At 29.8% G+C, this 18,824-nt stretch carries 20 protein-coding genes; 18 read left to right on the top strand and 2 right to left on the bottom strand.

Features of this window, described 5'->3' with window-relative positions; genetic code table 11:
* The first annotated feature begins 123 nt into the window (after nucleotides 1-123).
* The 8 genes from gshB (at nucleotide 124) to CLV86_RS01545 (ending at nucleotide 7,736) form a co-directional block, all read left to right on the top strand.
* The gene (gene gshB / locus CLV86_RS01580; RefSeq protein ID WP_076733152.1) at nucleotides 124-1,161 is read left to right on the top strand and encodes a glutathione synthase; all 1,038 of its coding nucleotides are present in this window, start codon (nucleotides 124-126) and stop codon (nucleotides 1,159-1,161) included.
* Between the two features lie 49 nt (nucleotides 1,162-1,210).
* Nucleotides 1,211-2,227 carry a DUF6624 domain-containing protein gene (locus CLV86_RS01575; RefSeq protein WP_121048856.1) on the top strand — a complete coding sequence of 339 codons (1,017 nt, stop codon included), beginning with the start codon at nucleotides 1,211-1,213 and terminating at the stop codon, nucleotides 2,225-2,227.
* Nucleotides 2,228-2,274: 47 nt separating this feature from the next.
* Complete coding sequence (locus tag CLV86_RS01570) at nucleotides 2,275-3,105, top strand: sulfurtransferase (RefSeq protein ID WP_121048853.1); 831 nt, start codon at nucleotides 2,275-2,277, stop codon at nucleotides 3,103-3,105.
* A 3-nt stretch (nucleotides 3,106-3,108) separates the two neighbouring features.
* Entirely contained in the window at nucleotides 3,109-3,444 is a 336-nt protein-coding gene (locus CLV86_RS01565) for a hypothetical protein (protein ID WP_076733154.1), read from the top strand.
* Between the two features lie 40 nt (nucleotides 3,445-3,484).
* The gene (locus CLV86_RS01560; protein WP_121048850.1) at nucleotides 3,485-4,315 is read left to right on the top strand and encodes an N-formylglutamate amidohydrolase; all 831 of its coding nucleotides are present in this window, start codon (nucleotides 3,485-3,487) and stop codon (nucleotides 4,313-4,315) included.
* Nucleotides 4,316-6,151 carry a peptidase MATCAP family protein gene (locus CLV86_RS01555; RefSeq protein ID WP_121048847.1) on the top strand — a complete coding sequence of 612 codons (1,836 nt, stop codon included), beginning with the start codon at nucleotides 4,316-4,318 and terminating at the stop codon, nucleotides 6,149-6,151.
* A gap of 98 nt (nucleotides 6,152-6,249) precedes the next feature.
* Nucleotides 6,250-7,290: a glutathione synthetase gene (locus CLV86_RS01550; protein ID WP_121048844.1), complete on the top strand. Its 1,041-nt coding sequence runs from the start codon at nucleotides 6,250-6,252 to the stop codon at nucleotides 7,288-7,290.
* A 203-nt stretch (nucleotides 7,291-7,493) separates the two neighbouring features.
* Complete coding sequence (locus tag CLV86_RS01545) at nucleotides 7,494-7,736, top strand: hypothetical protein (RefSeq protein WP_121048841.1); 243 nt, start codon at nucleotides 7,494-7,496, stop codon at nucleotides 7,734-7,736.
* A 75-nt stretch (nucleotides 7,737-7,811) separates the two neighbouring features.
* Here CLV86_RS01545 and CLV86_RS01540 read toward each other — a convergent pair whose 3' ends face one another.
* Together CLV86_RS01540 and porX are read right to left on the bottom strand one after the other, a co-directional pair.
* Nucleotides 7,812-8,243 (bottom strand): thiol-disulfide oxidoreductase DCC family protein, encoded by a 432-nt coding sequence (locus CLV86_RS01540; protein ID WP_121048838.1) that lies wholly within the window; start codon nucleotides 8,241-8,243, stop codon nucleotides 7,812-7,814.
* A gap of 28 nt (nucleotides 8,244-8,271) precedes the next feature.
* Complete coding sequence (porX, locus tag CLV86_RS01535) at nucleotides 8,272-9,825, bottom strand: T9SS response regulator signal transducer PorX (protein ID WP_121048835.1); 1,554 nt, start codon at nucleotides 9,823-9,825, stop codon at nucleotides 8,272-8,274.
* Nucleotides 9,826-9,863: 38 nt separating this feature from the next.
* On the opposite strand from porX, the gene CLV86_RS01530 reads away from it, so the two are divergent.
* The 10 genes from CLV86_RS01530 to CLV86_RS01485 all read left to right on the top strand — a co-directional run bounded on the left by CLV86_RS01530 (nucleotide 9,864) and on the right by CLV86_RS01485 (nucleotide 18,823).
* A complete protein-coding gene (locus CLV86_RS01530; protein WP_121048832.1) occupies nucleotides 9,864-11,087 on the top strand; it encodes an HD domain-containing protein in 1,224 nt (407 codons plus the stop codon).
* Between the two features lie 118 nt (nucleotides 11,088-11,205).
* Entirely contained in the window at nucleotides 11,206-12,234 is a 1,029-nt protein-coding gene (lpxD, locus tag CLV86_RS01525) for a UDP-3-O-(3-hydroxymyristoyl)glucosamine N-acyltransferase (RefSeq protein ID WP_076733162.1), read from the top strand.
* The gene (locus CLV86_RS01520; protein ID WP_121048829.1) at nucleotides 12,221-13,627 is read left to right on the top strand and encodes a bifunctional UDP-3-O-[3-hydroxymyristoyl] N-acetylglucosamine deacetylase/3-hydroxyacyl-ACP dehydratase; all 1,407 of its coding nucleotides are present in this window, start codon (nucleotides 12,221-12,223) and stop codon (nucleotides 13,625-13,627) included. Before lpxD ends, CLV86_RS01520 begins: the two co-directional genes overlap by 14 nt.
* A gap of 23 nt (nucleotides 13,628-13,650) precedes the next feature.
* Nucleotides 13,651-14,436 (top strand): acyl-ACP--UDP-N-acetylglucosamine O-acyltransferase, encoded by a 786-nt coding sequence (gene lpxA, locus CLV86_RS01515; protein ID WP_121048826.1) that lies wholly within the window; start codon nucleotides 13,651-13,653, stop codon nucleotides 14,434-14,436.
* Between the two features lie 19 nt (nucleotides 14,437-14,455).
* Entirely contained in the window at nucleotides 14,456-15,022 is a 567-nt protein-coding gene (efp, locus tag CLV86_RS01510) for an elongation factor P (protein WP_076733165.1), read from the top strand.
* A gap of 24 nt (nucleotides 15,023-15,046) precedes the next feature.
* Entirely contained in the window at nucleotides 15,047-15,982 is a 936-nt protein-coding gene (locus CLV86_RS01505; RefSeq protein WP_121048823.1) for a UDP-3-O-(3-hydroxymyristoyl)glucosamine N-acyltransferase, read from the top strand.
* Entirely contained in the window at nucleotides 15,983-16,387 is a 405-nt protein-coding gene (locus CLV86_RS01500; RefSeq protein ID WP_076733167.1) for a nuclear transport factor 2 family protein, read from the top strand.
* 117 nt (nucleotides 16,388-16,504) lie between these two features.
* Nucleotides 16,505-17,377, top strand: coding sequence for a succinate--CoA ligase subunit alpha (sucD, locus tag CLV86_RS01495; RefSeq protein WP_076733168.1), 873 nt, complete (start codon nucleotides 16,505-16,507; stop codon nucleotides 17,375-17,377).
* 147 nt (nucleotides 17,378-17,524) lie between these two features.
* Nucleotides 17,525-18,271 carry a 3-oxoacyl-[acyl-carrier-protein] reductase gene (fabG, locus tag CLV86_RS01490; protein ID WP_121048820.1) on the top strand — a complete coding sequence of 249 codons (747 nt, stop codon included), beginning with the start codon at nucleotides 17,525-17,527 and terminating at the stop codon, nucleotides 18,269-18,271.
* Nucleotides 18,272-18,283: 12 nt separating this feature from the next.
* Nucleotides 18,284-18,823 carry a hypothetical protein gene (locus tag CLV86_RS01485; RefSeq protein WP_121048818.1) on the top strand — a complete coding sequence of 180 codons (540 nt, stop codon included), beginning with the start codon at nucleotides 18,284-18,286 and terminating at the stop codon, nucleotides 18,821-18,823.
* Nucleotide 18,824: the final 1 nt, after the last annotated feature.

Here is an 18,824-nt window from a genome sequence, read left to right as displayed (position 1 = left end):
TTTATATTAAAAAATATCAAAGATTTCATTGTTTTATTAATTTTAAAATAATGAAATCTATTTTTTTATTAAATAATTTATAAATTATCTATAAATTTATACAACAAACCAAAACCAAAAAATATGAATGTTTGCTTTATAATGTATCCATGGGATCAAATAGATGCAGAAAATGATACAAGCTTAGCTCTAATTAAAGAATGTGTAAAACGTGGACATGGTGTTGCTATTTGCACACCAGCCAATTTAACTATTAGAGATAGTGTAACAAATGCATTTTGTAATGTTATTGGGCGTATGGATAAAGTACCTACCACACTTAAAGCATTCTATAAAAAAGCTACTTTACGTGAAGAAATGCTACCGTTAGCAGGTTTTGATACTATTTTTTTTAGAGCAAATCCGCCATTAGATCCAATTATGCTTAACTTTTTAGATTCGGTAAAAGATGATGTCTTTATAATGAACTCTTTACAAGGAATGCGTGAAGCTAATAATAAATTATATACAGCAGCTTTTGGAGATGCACACAGTAATATAATTCCTAATACACACGTATCTAAAAATAAAAACTATTTAATTCAACAAATTAAGGAGTCTAAAGCAGATAAAATGATTTTAAAACCTTTAAATGGTTTTGGAGGTTCCGGAGTAATTTTAATTGAAAAATCTGCAATGAATAATATTAATTCATTACTAGACTTTTATATAAATAGCAGTGACGGTTCTTCAAACTATGTTATTTTACAAGATTATATTGAAGGAGCAGACCAAGGAGATGTAAGAATATTAATGCTTAATGGAGAATATATAGGAGCAATGAAGCGTGTACCTGGTACAGACGATCATCGTTCAAATGTTTCAGCAGGAGGAAGTATAGCAAAACACTCTTTAACTAAAACAGAAAAAGCACTTTGTAAACAAATTGGTCCTAAATTAGTAAAAGATGGATTGTATTTTGTTGGTATTGATGTTATAGGAGGAAAGCTTGTAGAAGTTAATGTAATGTCTCCTGGAGGTATAACTTACATGAATAAAGTTTATAAAAATAAATTTAAATTAGAAGAGAAAGTAATAGACTTTTTAGAAAGTAAAGTGTTAGATAATGTACAGGCATTTAATCGTTTATCTAAATTGCGTAAAACTGTAGAAGATGCTTAAACAATTTGAGTTTTATTATTTATAAAATGTAACATTAATATATACTGCCATGAAAAATGTCCTATTATTAGTACTTGTAATAATTTTTACCTCTTGTAAAAATGAAGGTGTAAAAAAAGAAAATGTAAAGAAAGAAGTAATTAAGGAGCTTTCATTAGAGCAAAAGGAAAAATATCAAACTTTAAAAAATGAAGCTTGGAGTCTTTATGAAACTCAAGAATATTTAAAATCAGCAAAAAAGTATTCTCAAGCATTTAAAAGTACTAATAATAGAAGTAATAATACAGATAGATATAATGCGGCTTGTTCGTGGGCTTTAGCTAATCAAAAAGATTCTGCATTTGTTCAATTATTTAGAATAGCAGAAAAAGGTGAATATTCAAGTTATAGTCATATAACAACCGATCCAGATTTAGCAAGTTTGCATACAGATAGCAAATGGAATCAATTATTGGAAATTGTAATTGCAAATAAAGAAAAAAAAGAGGCAAATTTAGACAAACCATTAGTTGCTATTCTAGATACTATATACAATGAAGATCAAGGGTTAAGAAGAGAAATAAAGACTATTGAAGAAACCTATGGTAGAGACTCTAATGAAATGAAAGCACATTGGGATGCTATTGCAAAAAAGGACTCTATAAATTTAATAAAAATTCAAAAAATATTAGATGAGCGTGGCTGGTTAGGTCAAGATGTTATTGGCGGAAGAGGGAACATGACCTTGTTTTTAGTTATTCAGCATTCACCATTAGAAGTTCAAGAAAAATACTTACCAATGATGCGAGATGCAGTTGCAAAAAATAATGCTCAACCAAGTAGCTTAGCATTGCTAGAAGACAGAGTTGCTTTAAGAATTGGTAAAAGACAAATTTACGGTAGCCAAATAGCCAGAAATCAAGAAACAGGCGAGTTTTATGTTTCTCCTTTAAAAGATCCCGAAAATGTAGACAAAAGAAGAGCAGAAGTTGGTTTAGGACCACTATCAGAATATGTTTCTAATTGGAATATAGATTGGAATGTTGAAAAGCATAAGCTAATGACAGAGAAAATGGAATCTAAATAGAAAATGTAATTACACTTTTTATAATTAAAAAGAAAAAAGGTTTAATAATGTCTATAATTAATAATATTGAAAATATAGTTTCGGCAGAGTGGTTAAATAATCATTTACAAGCAGAAAATTTATTGGTTTTTGATGCTACAATTTCTAAAGTTGTAGGAGATGTTTCTGCATTATCTAATTATAAAATACCTAAAAGTCAATTTTTCGATATAAAAAAGAAGTTTAGTAACATAAAATCTCCTTTTCCAAACACAATTCCATCTGTAGCTCAATTTCAAAAAAATGCTCAAATACTTGGCATCAATAATAATTCGGTAATAGTTGTTTACGATGATCATGGTTTATATTCCAGCGCAAGAGCATGGTGGTTATTAAAAACTTTTGGTTTTAAAAATGTTGCTATACTAGATGGTGGCTTGCCAGAGTGGAAGGCAAAAAACTTTAGCTTAGAAGATAAATCGGTTAAAAATGTTTTTAAAAAAGGGAATTTTAATGCCGTTTATAACCCAAATAAAGTGGTATATTTTGAATCTTTAGAAGCAATATCAAAAGATAAAAACTTTAAAATTATAGATGCAAGATCTAGTGATAGATTTAATTGTATTGTTGCAGAACCTAGAGAAGGTTTAAGAAGTGGTGTTATTCCATCATCAATAAATTTACCGTTTAATCAAGTTTTAGTTGGCAACAAATTAAAAACAAAAAAAGAATTACAAGAAATATTTAAAAGCTTAGCAAAAGAACATCAACACTTAGTGTTTACTTGTGGTTCTGGTATTACAGCTTCAGTTTTAGCTCTTGCAGCAACAGTAGCAGGATATAACAATAGTGTTTACGATGGATCGTGGACAGAATATGGAACATTAACAATAGCATAAATTATGGATACATCTAAAAATTGGTCTAAAAACGAACTGGTAGCCTATATACTTTTATATGTTGCAAATTCAGATTTGCACGAAACTAACGAAGAAAAAGAATTTATAAGATCTAAAGTAGATAAAAAAACTTACGCCTCAATCCATAAAGAGTTTGATAGAGATAACGATTATCAATGCATTCAAAAAATACTAAAAAGTGTAAATGAGCACGACTATTTTAGAGATGATTATGCAGGTCTTTTTGCAGATATAAAATTATTACTTTATGCAGATGGAGAAGCCAATACTATGGAAGAAGCTACATTAAAATTTTTACGTAAAATTTTAAAGGAATAAATAAAATTGCCTTTCTTCATTATTAATTTAAACCTTTAATATGGAAAAGTTATCCATTTCTCAAATAGTCGATAAAATAAATGCAGAAGAAACCTTTCATGCCGTTTCTACAGATTATTCCTTTACTCTTAAAATAGATAATTATGTACATTACGTTTGTGGTGCTGTACACGATGGGCACCAATTTCGTAAAGAGTTATGGGATAATTGCTTGCATACAGAATATGAGCGTTGGTACGAAGAAGATCCAGAGACCAAAACCATGGTAAACTCTCATCCAATAGTTATAGCTGGTATGGATTCAAGGTTTGAGTACGATTTAAATCGTAGTCCTGAAACAGCAATCTATAATGATGCTTGGGGAAAAAAATTATGGAAAACACCAATATTAGAAAATCAAAAACAGAAATCACTTTTAAAGCATGAAGCTTTTTATAAAGTAGTCCACGCCTTAATTTCTAAAATTGAAGACAAATTTGGAGTTTGTATTGTATTCGATATGCATAGCTATAATTGGAAGCGTTGGGATAGAGAAGTACCAACCTGGAATTTAGGTACGGACAACATCGATAATAAACGATTTGGCAATCATATAGAAATTTGGAGAGAAAGTTTATCACAAATAAAACTTCCTAATGGTATAAAATCCACATCAAAAATTAACGATACCTTTAGAGGTAACGGTTATTTTTTAAAGTATATTACCCAGAATTTTAGCAATACTTTAGTTCTAGCTACAGAAATAGCTAAAATTTACTGCGACGAGTATAATTATATTATATTTCCAGAAGTTGTGGCAGCAGTAGAACATCAATTAAGAGATAGAATTAAAAAAAATTCCGAAATTTTTTACAAAAATTTTTCAAGATAAATGACCAATACAAAAGCACCAATAGATATAATTGAAAATCTATGTAACTCCATTTCAAATAATAAACCTTTAAATATCAATTTACCAGAAAATGGCTTATTACATATAGATAAATTATTACCTTTTATATGTGTTTATAGATTTAAAAAACCAGATGTATATTTTTCTAGATTACTAAAAACACAAGCGTCATATATATTAGCTCACGAATCTCTTGATATATCGAATATTATCGACGCAATTAGAAAAGAATCTTCAAAAAAGTTTAATACATTTTTGTTAATAGAATGTTGGCCAGATAACGAGAGTAACAGTTCTAAATTTAAAATCTCTTGTCCAGTAGATAAAGCACCTGGAACAGTAAAAAGTTTAACAGAAGGGTTTAATGAGTTAAACGATATCTATCCCAATGTATCTACAGAAGTTTCTAATACAACAATTAGGCACCCTAAACACTTAAATAGCTTAATAAACCTTGAAGATTCTAAAAAAACAGGAACATTAGTTTTTGGAATTTCTGTTCCAACACTTTATAAAAATGACGAAACAGAAGAATTATATTCTCTGTTCTTTAGAGAATTTTATACTATTTTTTCTGAAACTATAAAGAAAGCTGTTTTCGAATTTATTAGAATTCAAACGTCAGATGATTTTAAACATTACTTAATGTTAGGAAAAACACATATAGACGATGTTACAATCCAGTCTGATGCAGAGTTAGCCGAAATAAGTTCTGGCATGTCTTTTCTTTTAAGAACTACACCAGTAAACAGTACAGAAGAATGGGAAGTTTTTAAAAAAAATAAATTTAAAAAAACACCATCCTTTAAATATAGGCTAATAGCGTTAGATCCAGAATTAGAAAAGCGTAAGCTCTACAATATTCCAATGGACAAAATAGAAGATCCAACTATTGCTTTTATTCTTCGAGGCAAACGTTTAGAGATTGAAAAACAATTAACTATGCTAGAAGAGCGTGGTACAAAAAACTTTCGTTTTGTTGGAGAAAGTCTTTATGGAGTTATAAAAAAGAACGTTTTAAAAGAATCAAAAAAAATATTAAAAGCTTTCCCAAAACGCGAAGAGATAAAAAGTAAAGAAAGATATAACTGCTCTGAGTTTGCAGCACATGCACAAAAAGAATTAGATTATTATAATTCAAAATTCCCAAATTTAAACCTTACACTTGAAGTAAGAAACGATGTTGCAGGTATAATGGTTTCTAAAACAAAACTATTAATTAACGATCAAATATCTTTAGATGCTAATAGGTGCGACGCTTTAATACAACATGAGGTAGCAACTCATATTTTAACCTATTGTAATGGAAAAAGACAACCATTAAAACAAATGTACGAAGGTTTTGAAGGTTACGATCAATTACAAGAAGGTCTTGCCGTGTTAGCAGAGTATTTAGTTGGAGGACTAACAGTAAACAGATTAAGGTTATTAGCCGGACGTGTTATAGCAGTAAACTCTATGGTAAATGGAGCAGATTTTATAGAGACTTTTAAATTATTAAAGAAAAAATATAATTTTTCAGATCGTATTTCATACTATATAACAATGAGAGTTTATAGAGGTGGAGGTTTAACTAAAGATGCCGTGTATCTTGCAGGATTAATAGACTTATTAAAGTATATTAAAAAAGGAGGAAAACTTGAAACCCTATATACTGGTAAGTTTAATACAAATCATATAGAATTAATTGAAGAGTTACTTCATAGAAATGTACTTAAATCTCCAGAGTTACCAAGATTTTTAGAACGTAAAAGCGTTCAAGAAAGATTACAAAAACTTAGAAAAGGTATCGCTATTTCAGAATTAGTAAATTAAAATGATAATTTATTGTGAAATGAGTCCTAATACATTGTTAAAGCGTTAATTACTTATAAAGAGAAATGGTATTTTAGAGAGAATCAAAACTAAAATACATGAAAATTGCTTTTATAATAAACGACCACGATACCGAAAAACCAAATTATACAACACCAGGTTTAGGTTATGCAGCCTATAAACGCGGACATGATGTTTACTTTATAGGTGTTGGAGAGTTGTCTTACGCATCTAAAGGTCATTTATCTGTACGTTGTAAAACTATAAATGAGAAAAAATTTAATTCACAAGAAACTTATTTTAAAGCTGTACAAAAGGAGAAGTTTACCAGAATAACTTCTGAGGATTTAGATGTTTTATTTCTTAGAAATAATCCTGCAGATGAAATTAACGAACGCGATTGGGCACAAAATGCAGCATTTATATTTGGAGAAATAGCTATGCGTAATGGTGTAATTGTTTTAAACCATCCAAATAGTTTAGCCGGAGCAGTTAACAAAATGTATTTTCAGCATTTTCCAGAAATTTTAAGACCTAAAACAATAATATCAAGAGATCATGATGAAATTAAAGCTTTTTTTAAAAAGCAAAAGCAAAAAATGATTTTAAAACCATTACAAGGTTCAGGTGGCACCAATGTATTTATGATGGATAAAAAAAATGAACATAATTTAAATCAAACAATAGATGCTATAGCAAGAGATGGTTACATAATTGCTCAAGAATATTTAACAGAAGCAAGTAAAGGTGATACTAGATTAATTTTAATGAATGGAGAGCCTTTACAAGTTGACGGCAAATATGCTATAATGCAACGTGTAAATTCTTCTGATGATATTAGAAGTAACATTCATGCTGGAGGCAGACCAGAAGCTGTAAAAATGACCGATAAAATTATGAAATTAGCAGATATTGTTAGGCCTAAATTAGTTCAAGACGGAATGTTTTTAGTTGGAATAGATATTGTTGGAGACAAACTAATGGAAATTAATGTGTTTAGTCCTGGTGGTTTAAATGTTATAAGCGAAATGTATGATGCCGATTTTTGTACTCCAGTAATTAAAGCTATAGAAAAGAAAGTGTACTATAAAAATATGTATTCAGATTATTTATTTAATAGTAGGTTAGCAACGTTATAATATTAATTAAAAACTAAAACTTTAGCTGAATAGAAATGTTTAGCTTTTTTTTTAAATAAATTTTACAAAAAGTGTATTTGGTCGATTATTTATGTAATATTATCTCGTAAATCAAATACTTTGACAGTTTACCGATTTTTTTTAAAGTAAACACACAAAGCGCTATATATTAGCAGTGTAAATCCTACTTAATTACCTAAATAATGAAATTTTTAACAACATTACTTTTATTACTTTTTGTTTCTTTTGCCTCAGCTCAAGAAAATAAATCCCTCGAAAAAAAAGAATTAAAATCCGAAGCAACTAATACATTAGCTGTTGAAAAAACTGTTGTTATAAGCGTTAAAGGAATTAAGACAATGGAAGAAATTGACATTGAAAATTACAACAAAGCATCTTATTTAAAGTTAATTGCTTCAAAAAAGCAAAAACCTAAAATGTGCTAATATTATTTAGTTATCCAATTTTAATAAAAATAAAAAAGTCTGAAATTTAAATTTCAGACTTTTTTATTTCAAATACTAATTAATTTCACCTAAAAATTTAGCTTTTAATTTTGGAGTAGGAATCCAGCAAGATTCTTTTTTGCCATACCACTTGTAACGGTTTTTAGCAACAAAATCGTAAACCCAATTGCGTATAAAAGTTGGGACAATTAAAAAAGCAATCATTAAATTTTGTGGAAAACCTAAATGTTTCGCTGTATGTAATGCTGCAGATGATTTTATTTTTAAATCATTATTCTTTGGCGAATACAGTAAAATAGAATCGGTCTTCGAAGTATCAATTTTAAAATGTTCTAATATTTTGTAACCAACATCGCTTTGCAAAGCAGCAAACATAAATTTATCTTTTTTATCACGTTCTATAACATATTGAACAGAAGCATTGCAAAGGTTACAAACACCATCGAATAGGATTAATTTTTTATTATTTGGTAAGCCGTTTATCATTCTATAAAAATACGAAATGGTATGTTTATTATTTAGGATTTAAAACAACAAAAGGAATAATCATCTCCTCTAAAGATACGCCTCCATGCTGGTAAGTGTTTCTATAATAGCTTACATAATGATTGTAATTGTTTGGATAAGCAAAAAACAAATCGCTTTTAGCAAAAATAAAAGAACTATTCATAGATAATGAAGGTAAATGAATTGTTTTAGGGTTTTTAGCAGCTAAAACATCCTTATCTTCATAACTTAAACTTCTACCGGTTTTATAACGTAAATTTAAACTTGTATCTCTATCGCCTATAACTTTAGATGGGTTTTTTACATTAATAGTACCATGATCTGTAGTAATAATTAACTTAAAACCCATTTGTTGAGCTTGTTGTATCATTTCTAATAACGGAGAGTTTTTAAACCAACTTTGCGTTAAAGAACGGTAAGCTTTATCGTTAGAAGCTAGTTCTTTTACAACATCCATTTCGGTTTTAGAGTGCGATAACATATCTACAAAGTTGTAAACAACTACTGTTAAATCGTTATCCTTTGTACCTTTAAAATTATCTGCTAATTTTTTTCCATTTTTTAAGTTTGTAATCTTATAATACTCGTGCTTAAAATTAGTAAGGCCAAGTCGCTTCATTTGCGCTTCTAAAAAATCGTTTTCATGTAAGTTTTTACCACCTTCATCTGTATCATTTTTCCATAATTCAGGATGAAGTTTTTCCATATCACTAGGCATTAATCCAGAAAAAATTGCATTTCTGGCATATTGCGTTGCAGATGGGAGTATACTATAAAAAGGAGTTTCACTTTCTTTTTTATAATGGTTAGCAACAAAAGGTTCGAACGCTTTCCATTGGTCGTAACGTAAATTATCAACAACAACTAATAATGTTGGTTGTTCCTTACTAAGTTCGGGTACAATTTTATCTTTAAATAAATTGTAAGATAGTGTAGGTGCATCAACATTTGGTTCAAACCAAGTTGGGTAATTTTTATCAATAAATTTACCAAATTGAATATTTGCTTCATTTTTTTGAGATTCTAAAATTTCAAACATTCCAGAATCTTCAATATCTTCTAGTTGCATTTCCCAATAAATTAGTTTTTGGTATAATGTAGCCCATTCTTCATGACTATTTACCATAGCCATATCCATAGCAATTTTTCTAAATTCTTGTTGGTAATTAGATGTTGTTTTTTCTGAAACCAAACGCGAATGATCTAAGTTTTTCTTTAAACTTAGTAAAATTTGATTAGGGTTTACTGGTTTTATAAGGTAATCGGCAATCTTATTACCAATAGCTTCTTCCATAATATATTCTTCCTCACTTTTGGTAATCATAACCACAGGAAGTGTGTCTTGTTTTTCTTTTATCTCGTTAAGCGTTTCTAAACCTGTTAAACCTGGCATATTTTCGTCTAAAAATACAATGTCAAATTTTTCGTTTTCTAAAATTTCAAGTGCTTCACTACCACTATTACATTTTGTAACTAGGTAGTTTTTTTGTTCTAGAAAAATAATATGTGGTTTTAATAAATCGATTTCGTCGTCAACCCAAAGTATTTTTATTTTATCCATGTATATTTGTTTAAGTAAATCAATTAAAAATTATCAGTTTGCAAAAAAGTAACAAACTTAAAATATTAAACGACCCAATTTACGGATTTATTACTATCCCTAATTCCTTAATATACGATTTAATTGAACATCGTTATTTTCAAAGACTACGTCGTATTACTCAAATGGGAATGAGTTATCTGGTTTATCCTGGAGCCCATCACACAAGATTTCATCATGCCATAGGATGTATGCATTTAATGCAAAAAGCTGTGCAAGTACTTAGATTTAAAGGTGTTGAAATTTCTGAAGACGAAAAAAATGCGTTGTTTATAGCTATATTATTGCATGATATTGGTCATGGTCCATTTTCTCATGCTATGGAACATAGTATAGTAAATGGTGTTTCTCACGAGCATATTTCAATGCTTTTTATGGAGAAATTGAATGCAGAATTTAACAACGATTTAACGTTGGCTATTCAAATTTTTAAAGGTGAATATCCAAGACAATTTATGTGCGAGCTTATTTCTAGTCAAATAGATATGGATCGAGCAGATTATTTAAAACGAGACAGTTTTTACACAGGAGTTGCCGAAGGTAATATAAATAGTGAGCGTTTAATTACAATGCTTAATGTAAAAGATAATAAACTAGTAGTTGAAGACAAAGGCATTTACAGTGTAGAAAAGTTTTTAGTAGCAAGACGTTTAATGTATTGGCAAGTATACCTACACAAAACAAGTTTAGCTGCAGAACAGTTATTAATTAGAGTGCTTAAACGTGCTAAAGAATTAACAAAAAATGGAGTAGAACTAACAGCGAGTAAGGCATTACAATATTTTTTAAATGAAGAGATAAATCTTGAAAACTTTACAACAAAAAGTCTTGAAACATTTTCTAAGTTAGACGATTACGATATTGTTTCTGCCATGAAAGCTTGGCAAGATTATGATGATTTTGTATTAAAAAACCTATGCCGAATGATAATTAATAGAGATCTTTTAAAAGTAAAGATTAAGAAAAGAGAGATTAAAGAATCTTTATTAATAGAGCATAAAAACAATTTAATGTCAAAATATTCTATTACTGCAGAAGAAGCAGATTATTTTATATTTACAGGTAAAATATCTAATCAAGCTTATACTCGAAAAAAACAAGGAATTAATATTTTACATAGAAACGGAAAAATTGAAGATGTAGTAAAAGCTAGTGATCAATTAAATTTTAAAGCACTTTCTAAGCCTGTTACTAAATATTATGTTTGTTACCCTAAAGTATAATTTTATGCATTAAACTTTAATACTAAACTAAATTGTAAAATTTAGTACTAAGTCAATCAAACAAACAACTTAATAACTTTTAACATTATATGATACATTTTTTCTATTTTTGCGAGAGATGAAATTTACAGCAGAACAAATAGCTGGTATTTTAGAAGGTGATATTGTTGGTAATCCACAAGTAGAAGTTTCTAAACTATCAAAAATAGAAGAAGGTGTAGAAGGTGCATTAACCTTTTTGGCAAATCCAAAATACACACCTTATATATATAGTACAAAAGCATCAATTGCTATTGTAAATAAAGATTTTGAGCCAGAACAAGAGATTTTAACAACCTTAATAAAGGTTGACGATGCTTATAAATCTTTTTCAAGGTTATTAGAATACTACAATCAAGTAAAGTTTAATAAGTTTGGAATAGAGCAACCATCGTCTATATCAGAATCGGCAACATTAGGTAAAGATATTTATGTTGGTGCTTTTAGTTATATAGGAGATCATGTAAAACTAGGTGATAACGTAAAAATTTTTCCAGGATGTTATATTGGAGATAATGTAACAATTGGAGACAATACAGTTGTATTTGCAGGAGCAAAAATATACTCAGAATGTATAATAGGTAAAAACTGTGTTATAAATTCAGGAGCAATTATTGGAGCAGATGGCTTTGGTTTTGCACCTAATGAGGTTGGTGAGTATGATAAAGTTCCACAAATTGGAAACGTTATCTTAGAAGATTTTGTAGATGTTGGTGCTGCCACAACTATAGATAGAGCAACCTTAGGATCTACAATTATAAGAAGAGGAGCAAAATTAGATAATCAAATTCAAATAGCTCATAATGTAGAGGTTGGAAAAAATACCGTAATAGCAGCACAAACAGGAGTAGCAGGTTCTACTAAAATTGGCGAAAATTGTCAAATTGGTGGTCAAGTAGGTATTGTTGGGCATATTACAATAGGTAACGGTGTTAAAATTCAAGCACAATCTGGAATAGGAAGAAATGTAAAAGATAATGAAGTCTTACAAGGTTCTCCAGCTTTATCTTATGGCGATTATAACAAATCATATGTTTATTTTAAAAATTTACCAAAACTAGCTAAAAGTATAAACGCATTAGAAAAAAAAGGACATGGCAATAGTTAATTCGGAAATCAAACAAAAAACCATTGAAAAGGAAGTCTCTTTAACAGGTGTTGGTCTACATACAGGAAAAGACGTTACTTTAACTTTTAAACCTGCTCCAGTAAATTCTGGATTCGCTTTTAGGCGAATAGATTTAGAGGGAAATCCTATAATAGAAGCAGATGCCAATTACGTAACAAATACACAACGTGGTACTTGTTTAGAAAAAAACGGAGTAAAAATACAAACATGTGAACATGTTTTAGCTGCTTTTATTGGTTTAGATATAGATAATGCAATTATAGAATTAGATAATTCTGAACCACCTATAATGGATGGATCTTCAAAATTCTTTGTCGAAGCAATAGAAAAAGCAGGAATAGTAGAATTAGAAGCATTTAGAGAAGAATATATTGTAAAGGATGTAATTTCTTATACAGATGAAGAATCTGGTAGTGAAATTTTGGTAATGCCTTCAAAAGAGTATCAAATTACTACTATGGTAGATTTTGGCACTAAAGTTTTAGGAACACAAAACGCAACGCTTAATAAATTATCAGACTTTAAAAAAGACATTGCAGACTCAAGGACTTTTAGCTTTTTACATGAACTAGAATCTTTATTAGAACATGGTCTTATAAAAGGAGGAGATTTAAATAATGCTATTGTATATGTAGATAAAGAACTATCTCCAGAAACAATGAAAAAACTGCAAATAGCTTTTAAAAAAGATAATATTGCAGTAAATGCCAATGGCATTCTAGATAATTTAACTTTGCATCATCCTAATGAAGCAGCTAGACATAAACTATTAGATGTAATTGGAGATTTAGCTTTAATAGGCACACGTATTCGTGGAAAAGTTATAGCAAATAAACCAGGACATTATGTAAACACTCAGTTTGCAAAAAAAATGTCTAAATTAATTAAAAATGAAAGACGTAATAATGTTCCTGCTATTAATTTGAATCAAACACCATTAATGGATGTTAATCAAATTATGGATATGTTACCTCATAGACAGCCATTTTTGTTAATAGACAAGGTATTTGAGCTTACAGAGAATAAGGTTATTGGTATGAAAAATGTTACCATGAACGAAGAGTTCTTTAAAGGTCATTTTCCAGGAGCGCCAGTTATGCCCGGTGTTTTAATAGTAGAAGCAATGGCTCAAACAGGAGGAATTCTTGTATTAAGTACTGTTCCAGATCCAGAAAACTACCTGACATTTTTTATGAAAATGGATAAGGTTAAATTTAAACAAAAAGTAGTACCAGGAGATACCTTAATTTTTAAATGCGAATTAATAACTCCTATTAGAAGAGGTATTTGCCATATGCAAGGTTATGCGTATTCTAACGGAAAATTATGTGCAGAGGCAGAATTAATGGCGCAGATATCTAAAATTAAATAATATTACAAAATAACATCAGTATAATGAACCAACCACTAGCATATGTTCATCCAGGAGCAAAAATTGCAAAAAATGTAGTTATAGAACCTTTTACAACTATTCATAATAATGTTACCATAGGAGAAGGAACTTGGATTGGAAGTAATGTTACAATTATGGAAGGTGCTCGTATAGGTAAAAACTGTAACATATTTCCTGGATCAGTAATATCAGCAGTACCTCAGGATTTAAAATATAATGATGAAGACACCCTTACTATAATTGGAAATAACGTAACAATAAGAGAATGCGTTACAATTAATAGAGGTACAACAGACAGGATGAAAACTGTGGTTGGAGACAATTGTTTAATTATGGCATACTGCCATGTTGCACACGATTGTATAGTTGGAAATAATTGTATTTTTTCTAATAACTCTACATTAGCAGGACATATAACTATTGGTGATTATGTTATTCTTGCAGGAATGACCGCAATACACCAATTTTGCTCAATAGGAAGTCATGCCTTTGTAACAGGAGGATCTTTAGTTAGAAAAGATGTTCCTCCATTTGTAAAAGCAGGAAGAGAGCCTTTATCTTACGTTGGTATAAACTCAGTAGGTTTAAGACGTAGAGGTTATGAAACAGAAAAAATTAGAGAAATTCAAGATATTTATAGAATACTCTACCAAAAAAATTATAATAACACACAAGCTGCAGGAATTATAGAAGCAGAAATGGAAGCAACCACAGAACGTGACGAGATTCTTCAATTTATTAAAAATTCTCATCGTGGAATAATGAAAGGTTACTTTAAATCTAATTAAAAAATAAAAAAAACAAAATATGGCAACTACTTCAGATATTAGAAACGGACTATGCATAAAATACAATAACGATATTTATAAAATTATTGAGTTTTTACATGTAAAACCTGGTAAAGGACCAGCTTTCGTTCGTACTAAAATGAAAAGTGTAACTAACGGCAAAGTAATAGATAATACATTTTCTGCTGGACATAAATTAGAGGACGTTAGAGTAGAAACTCATAAATTTCAATATTTATATAATGATGGAGAATTCTATCATTTCATGAATGAGTCAGACTACACACAAATCAGATTATTAGAATCTGCATTAGATACTCCTAAATTAATGAAAGAAGGAGAAATTGTAACTATACAAATTAATACAGAAGATAATATGCCATTATCTGTAGATATGCCGGCAACAGTAATTTTAGAAGTTACTGCAACAGAGCCAGGTGTTAAGGGAAACACTGCAACAAACGCTACAAAGCCAGCAACTGTAGAAACAGGAGCAGAGGTAAACGTTCCTTTATTTATTAATGAAGGAGATAAGATAAAGGTTGAAACAGAAAAAGGTACTTATAAAGAACGTGTAAAAGAATAAAAATAGTTTACAGCATTTAAATTTATGAAATTCCCAAATCCACATACCTTAAAACAAATAGCTCACTTAATTAATTGTGATTATGTAGGAGCAGAAGATTTTCAGGTACTTGGCATGAACGAGATTCATGTTGTGGAACCTGGAGATATTGTATTTGTAGATCACCCTAAATATTATGATAAAGCATTGCAATCTGCAGCTACAATTATCTTAATAAATAAAAATGTAGAATGTCCAGAAGGAAAGGCTCTATTAATTAGTGACGATCCTTTTCGTGACTTTAATAAGTTAACGCTTCATTTTAAGCCTTTTAAATCTGCAACAGCAAGTATATCCCCATCAGCTAAAATAGGTGCAAATACAACAATTCAACCTAATTGTTTTATTGGACATAATGTAACAATTGGAGATAATTGTATTATTCATGCAAATGTTACTATTTATGATGATACAATTATAGGTAATAATGTTAATATTCATTCTGGAACCATTTTAGGAGCAAGCGCATTCTACTATAAAAATAGACCAGAAGGATTCGACCAACTAAAATCAGGAGGAAGAGTTGTAATAAAAGATAATGTAGATATAGGTGCACTTTGTACAATTGATAAAGGCGTTACAGGAGATACAACAATAGGCGAAGGTTCTAAACTAGATAACCAAATACAAGTCGGACACGATACAATTATTGGTGAAAAATGTTTAATAGCATCACAAGTTGGGATTGCAGGTTGTTGTATAATTGAAGACGAAGTAACTATTTGGGGACAAGTAGGTACTAACAGCGGGATAACTATTGGTAAAAAAGCGGTAATTCTTGGTCAAACAGGAGTTACTAAATCTGTTGCTGGTGGAAAAAGTTATTTTGGAACACCAATAGAAGAAGCAAGAGTAAAATTAAAGGAGTTAGCCCATGTTAAGCAAATTCCTAATATATTATATCAATTAAAAAATAAATAAATGTCTGCTAAGAAAATTGTTAAAGCTTTTTACGATTCAAATTTGGCTAAAGATGAAAATCTAATCGATATGTTTCATAACGATTGTGTATTACATTGGAATAGTAGTCAAGGTTTTACCACTTTAAATAAAAGTGAAATAGAAGAAAAACTTAATGGTGTAAAAGAATCTTATTTATCATTTACCTATAGACTTAGCCATCTTTTAGAAGACGATAATATAGTAACTGCTAGATATACAATTTATTACACCACAATAGAAAGACCATTAAAAGAAGAGCCTTTAGCACATTTTATCTCAATTTGGGAAATTAAAGACGGAAAAATGTATAAAGGATACGAAATTAGTCAGAAGTTAGATGAGAGTGTTGAGAATTTAACCTCATTTTCTAAAATAAAAATATAAATTCATTTAAAAAATAGCTTTCAAAAACTTACTTTTGTGGCAAACAATTAAAAATAACTCCATTTTTGTTTCCTTTTAGGAAATGTCTTGTAAGACAATGGTACAAAACTTATATAAATGAGCGTTTTAGTAAACAAAGATTCAAAAATTATTGTTCAAGGATTTACTGGTAGTGAAGGTACATTTCACGCTGGACAAATGATTGAGTATGGAACAAATGTTGTTGGTGGTGTAACTCCAGGAAAAGGAGGGCAAACACACTTAGACAGACCAGTTTTTAACACAGTAGAAGAAGCTGTAACAAAAGCAGGAGCAGATACTACAATTATTTTTGTACCGCCAGCTTTCGCAGCAGATGCTATAATGGAAGCTGCAGATGCAGGAATAAAAGTAATTATTTGTATTACAGAAGGAATTCCTGTTGCAGATATGATTAAAGCTTCAGATTATATTAAAGATAAAGCTTGCCGTTTAATAGGACCTAACTGTCCAGGAGTAATTACTCCAGGTGAAGCAAAAGTAGGTATTATGCCAGGTTTTGTATTTAAGCAAGGTAAAGTAGGTATTGTTTCAAAATCTGGAACATTAACTTACGAAGCTGCAGACCAAGTTGTAAAACAAGGTTTAGGTATTACTACTGCTATTGGTATTGGTGGAGATCCAATTATTGGAACTACAACAAAAGAAGCTGTAGAGTTATTAATTAATGATCCAGAAACAGAAGCTGTTGTAATGATAGGTGAAATAGGTGGGCAGTTAGAAGCAGATGCTGCAAACTGGTATAAAGAGTCTGGAAGTAAAAAACCAATTATTGGTTTTATTGCTGGAGAAACTGCACCTGCAGGTCGTACAATGGGACATGCAGGAGCAATTGTTGGAGGTAGTGATGACACTGCACAAGCTAAAAAAGCAATTATGAAAGATTGTGGAATACATGTTGTTGATTCTCCAGCAGAAATTGGAAAAAAAGTAGCAGAAGTTTTAGGATAAAATTTCTTTAACAATATATTTTAACCTCACAAATACTTTAATTTGTGAGGTTTTTTTATTCTGAACAACTTTGTAATTACTATATTTGAATTACTAAAAATTAATCATCCTAAAACCGTAGGGAATAGAATTAAACCAATTTTTTATATGAAACTTTTAGAAGGAAAAACAGCTATAATCACTGGAGCAAGTAGAGGCATTGGAAAAGGAATCGCACAAGTTTTTGCACAACAAGGTGCTAATGTGGCGTTTACATACAGTTCTTCTGTAGAAGCAGCAAACGAGCTTGAAAATGAATTAAATGCTTTAGGGATTAAAGCAAGAGGATATAAAAGTAATGCAGCCAGTTTTGAGGAAGCACAACAATTAGCAGAAGATGTTTTGGCAAACTTTGGAAGTATAGATGTATTAGTTAATAATGCAGGTATTACAAAAGATAATTTGTTAATGAGAATGGGAGAAGAGGATTTTGATAAAGTAATCGAAGTAAACCTTAAATCTGTTTTTAACATGACAAAAGCTGTACAACGTACTATGCTTAAACAACGTAAAGGCTCAATTATAAATATGAGTTCTGTTGTTGGAGTGAAAGGTAATGCTGGACAAACAAATTATGCAGCGTCTAAAGCTGGAATAATTGGTTTTTCTAAATCTGTAGCTTTAGAGTTAGGTTCTAGAAATATTAGAAGTAACGTTATTGCACCTGGTTTTATAGAAACAGAAATGACTGCTAAATTAGACGAGGAAACAGTTAAAGGTTGGAGAAATGCAATACCTTTAAAACGTGGTGGTACGCCAGAAGATATTGCTAATGCTTGTGTGTTTTTAGCAAGTGATATGTCTGCATATGTAACAGGACAAACGTTGAATGTTGATGGAGGCATGTTAACCTAAATCTTAATTATAGTGAATAAATTAATCTATTCTTTAACCTTATTTGTATTATGTTCAACAGTTGCATTTTCGCAAGATTGGATTAATTATAAATCTGAAGACTTAGCGTTTATTGCAGAGTTTCCATCACAACCAAAAAGAACTTTAGAAACTGTAGATACTTCTGCTGGAAATCTTGATATGCATATGATTATGTGTAAACCATCAAGTGATAACAACAATCTTGTTTATAGTATTATTAGATCAGATTATCCTAAATCATTATTTGAGGATGCAAATGCAGAGTTTAATAATGATACATTAGATAGAGCTGTAGATGGAGCCGTTAATAATGTTAATGGAGAACTTTTATATAGTAACAAAGTCACATTTAATGGCTTTCCAGGAAAAAATGTTAAAATAAAAATATCAGGTGGTTTTATATATATAAATGCTTATTTAGTAAATAATACTATGTTTATAGCACAAGTTATATGTTTAATAGAGAATGATGAAAATAAATCTATTAATAGGTTTTTTAACAGTTTTGATATAATAAAAGTAAAAGAATAAT

Origin of the sequence: Lacinutrix venerupis, from assembly GCF_003663945.1 — a bacterium.
GTDB lineage: Bacteria > Bacteroidota > Bacteroidia > Flavobacteriales > Flavobacteriaceae > Lacinutrix > Lacinutrix venerupis.
This window is presented reverse-complemented; position numbering and strand designations above follow the sequence as displayed.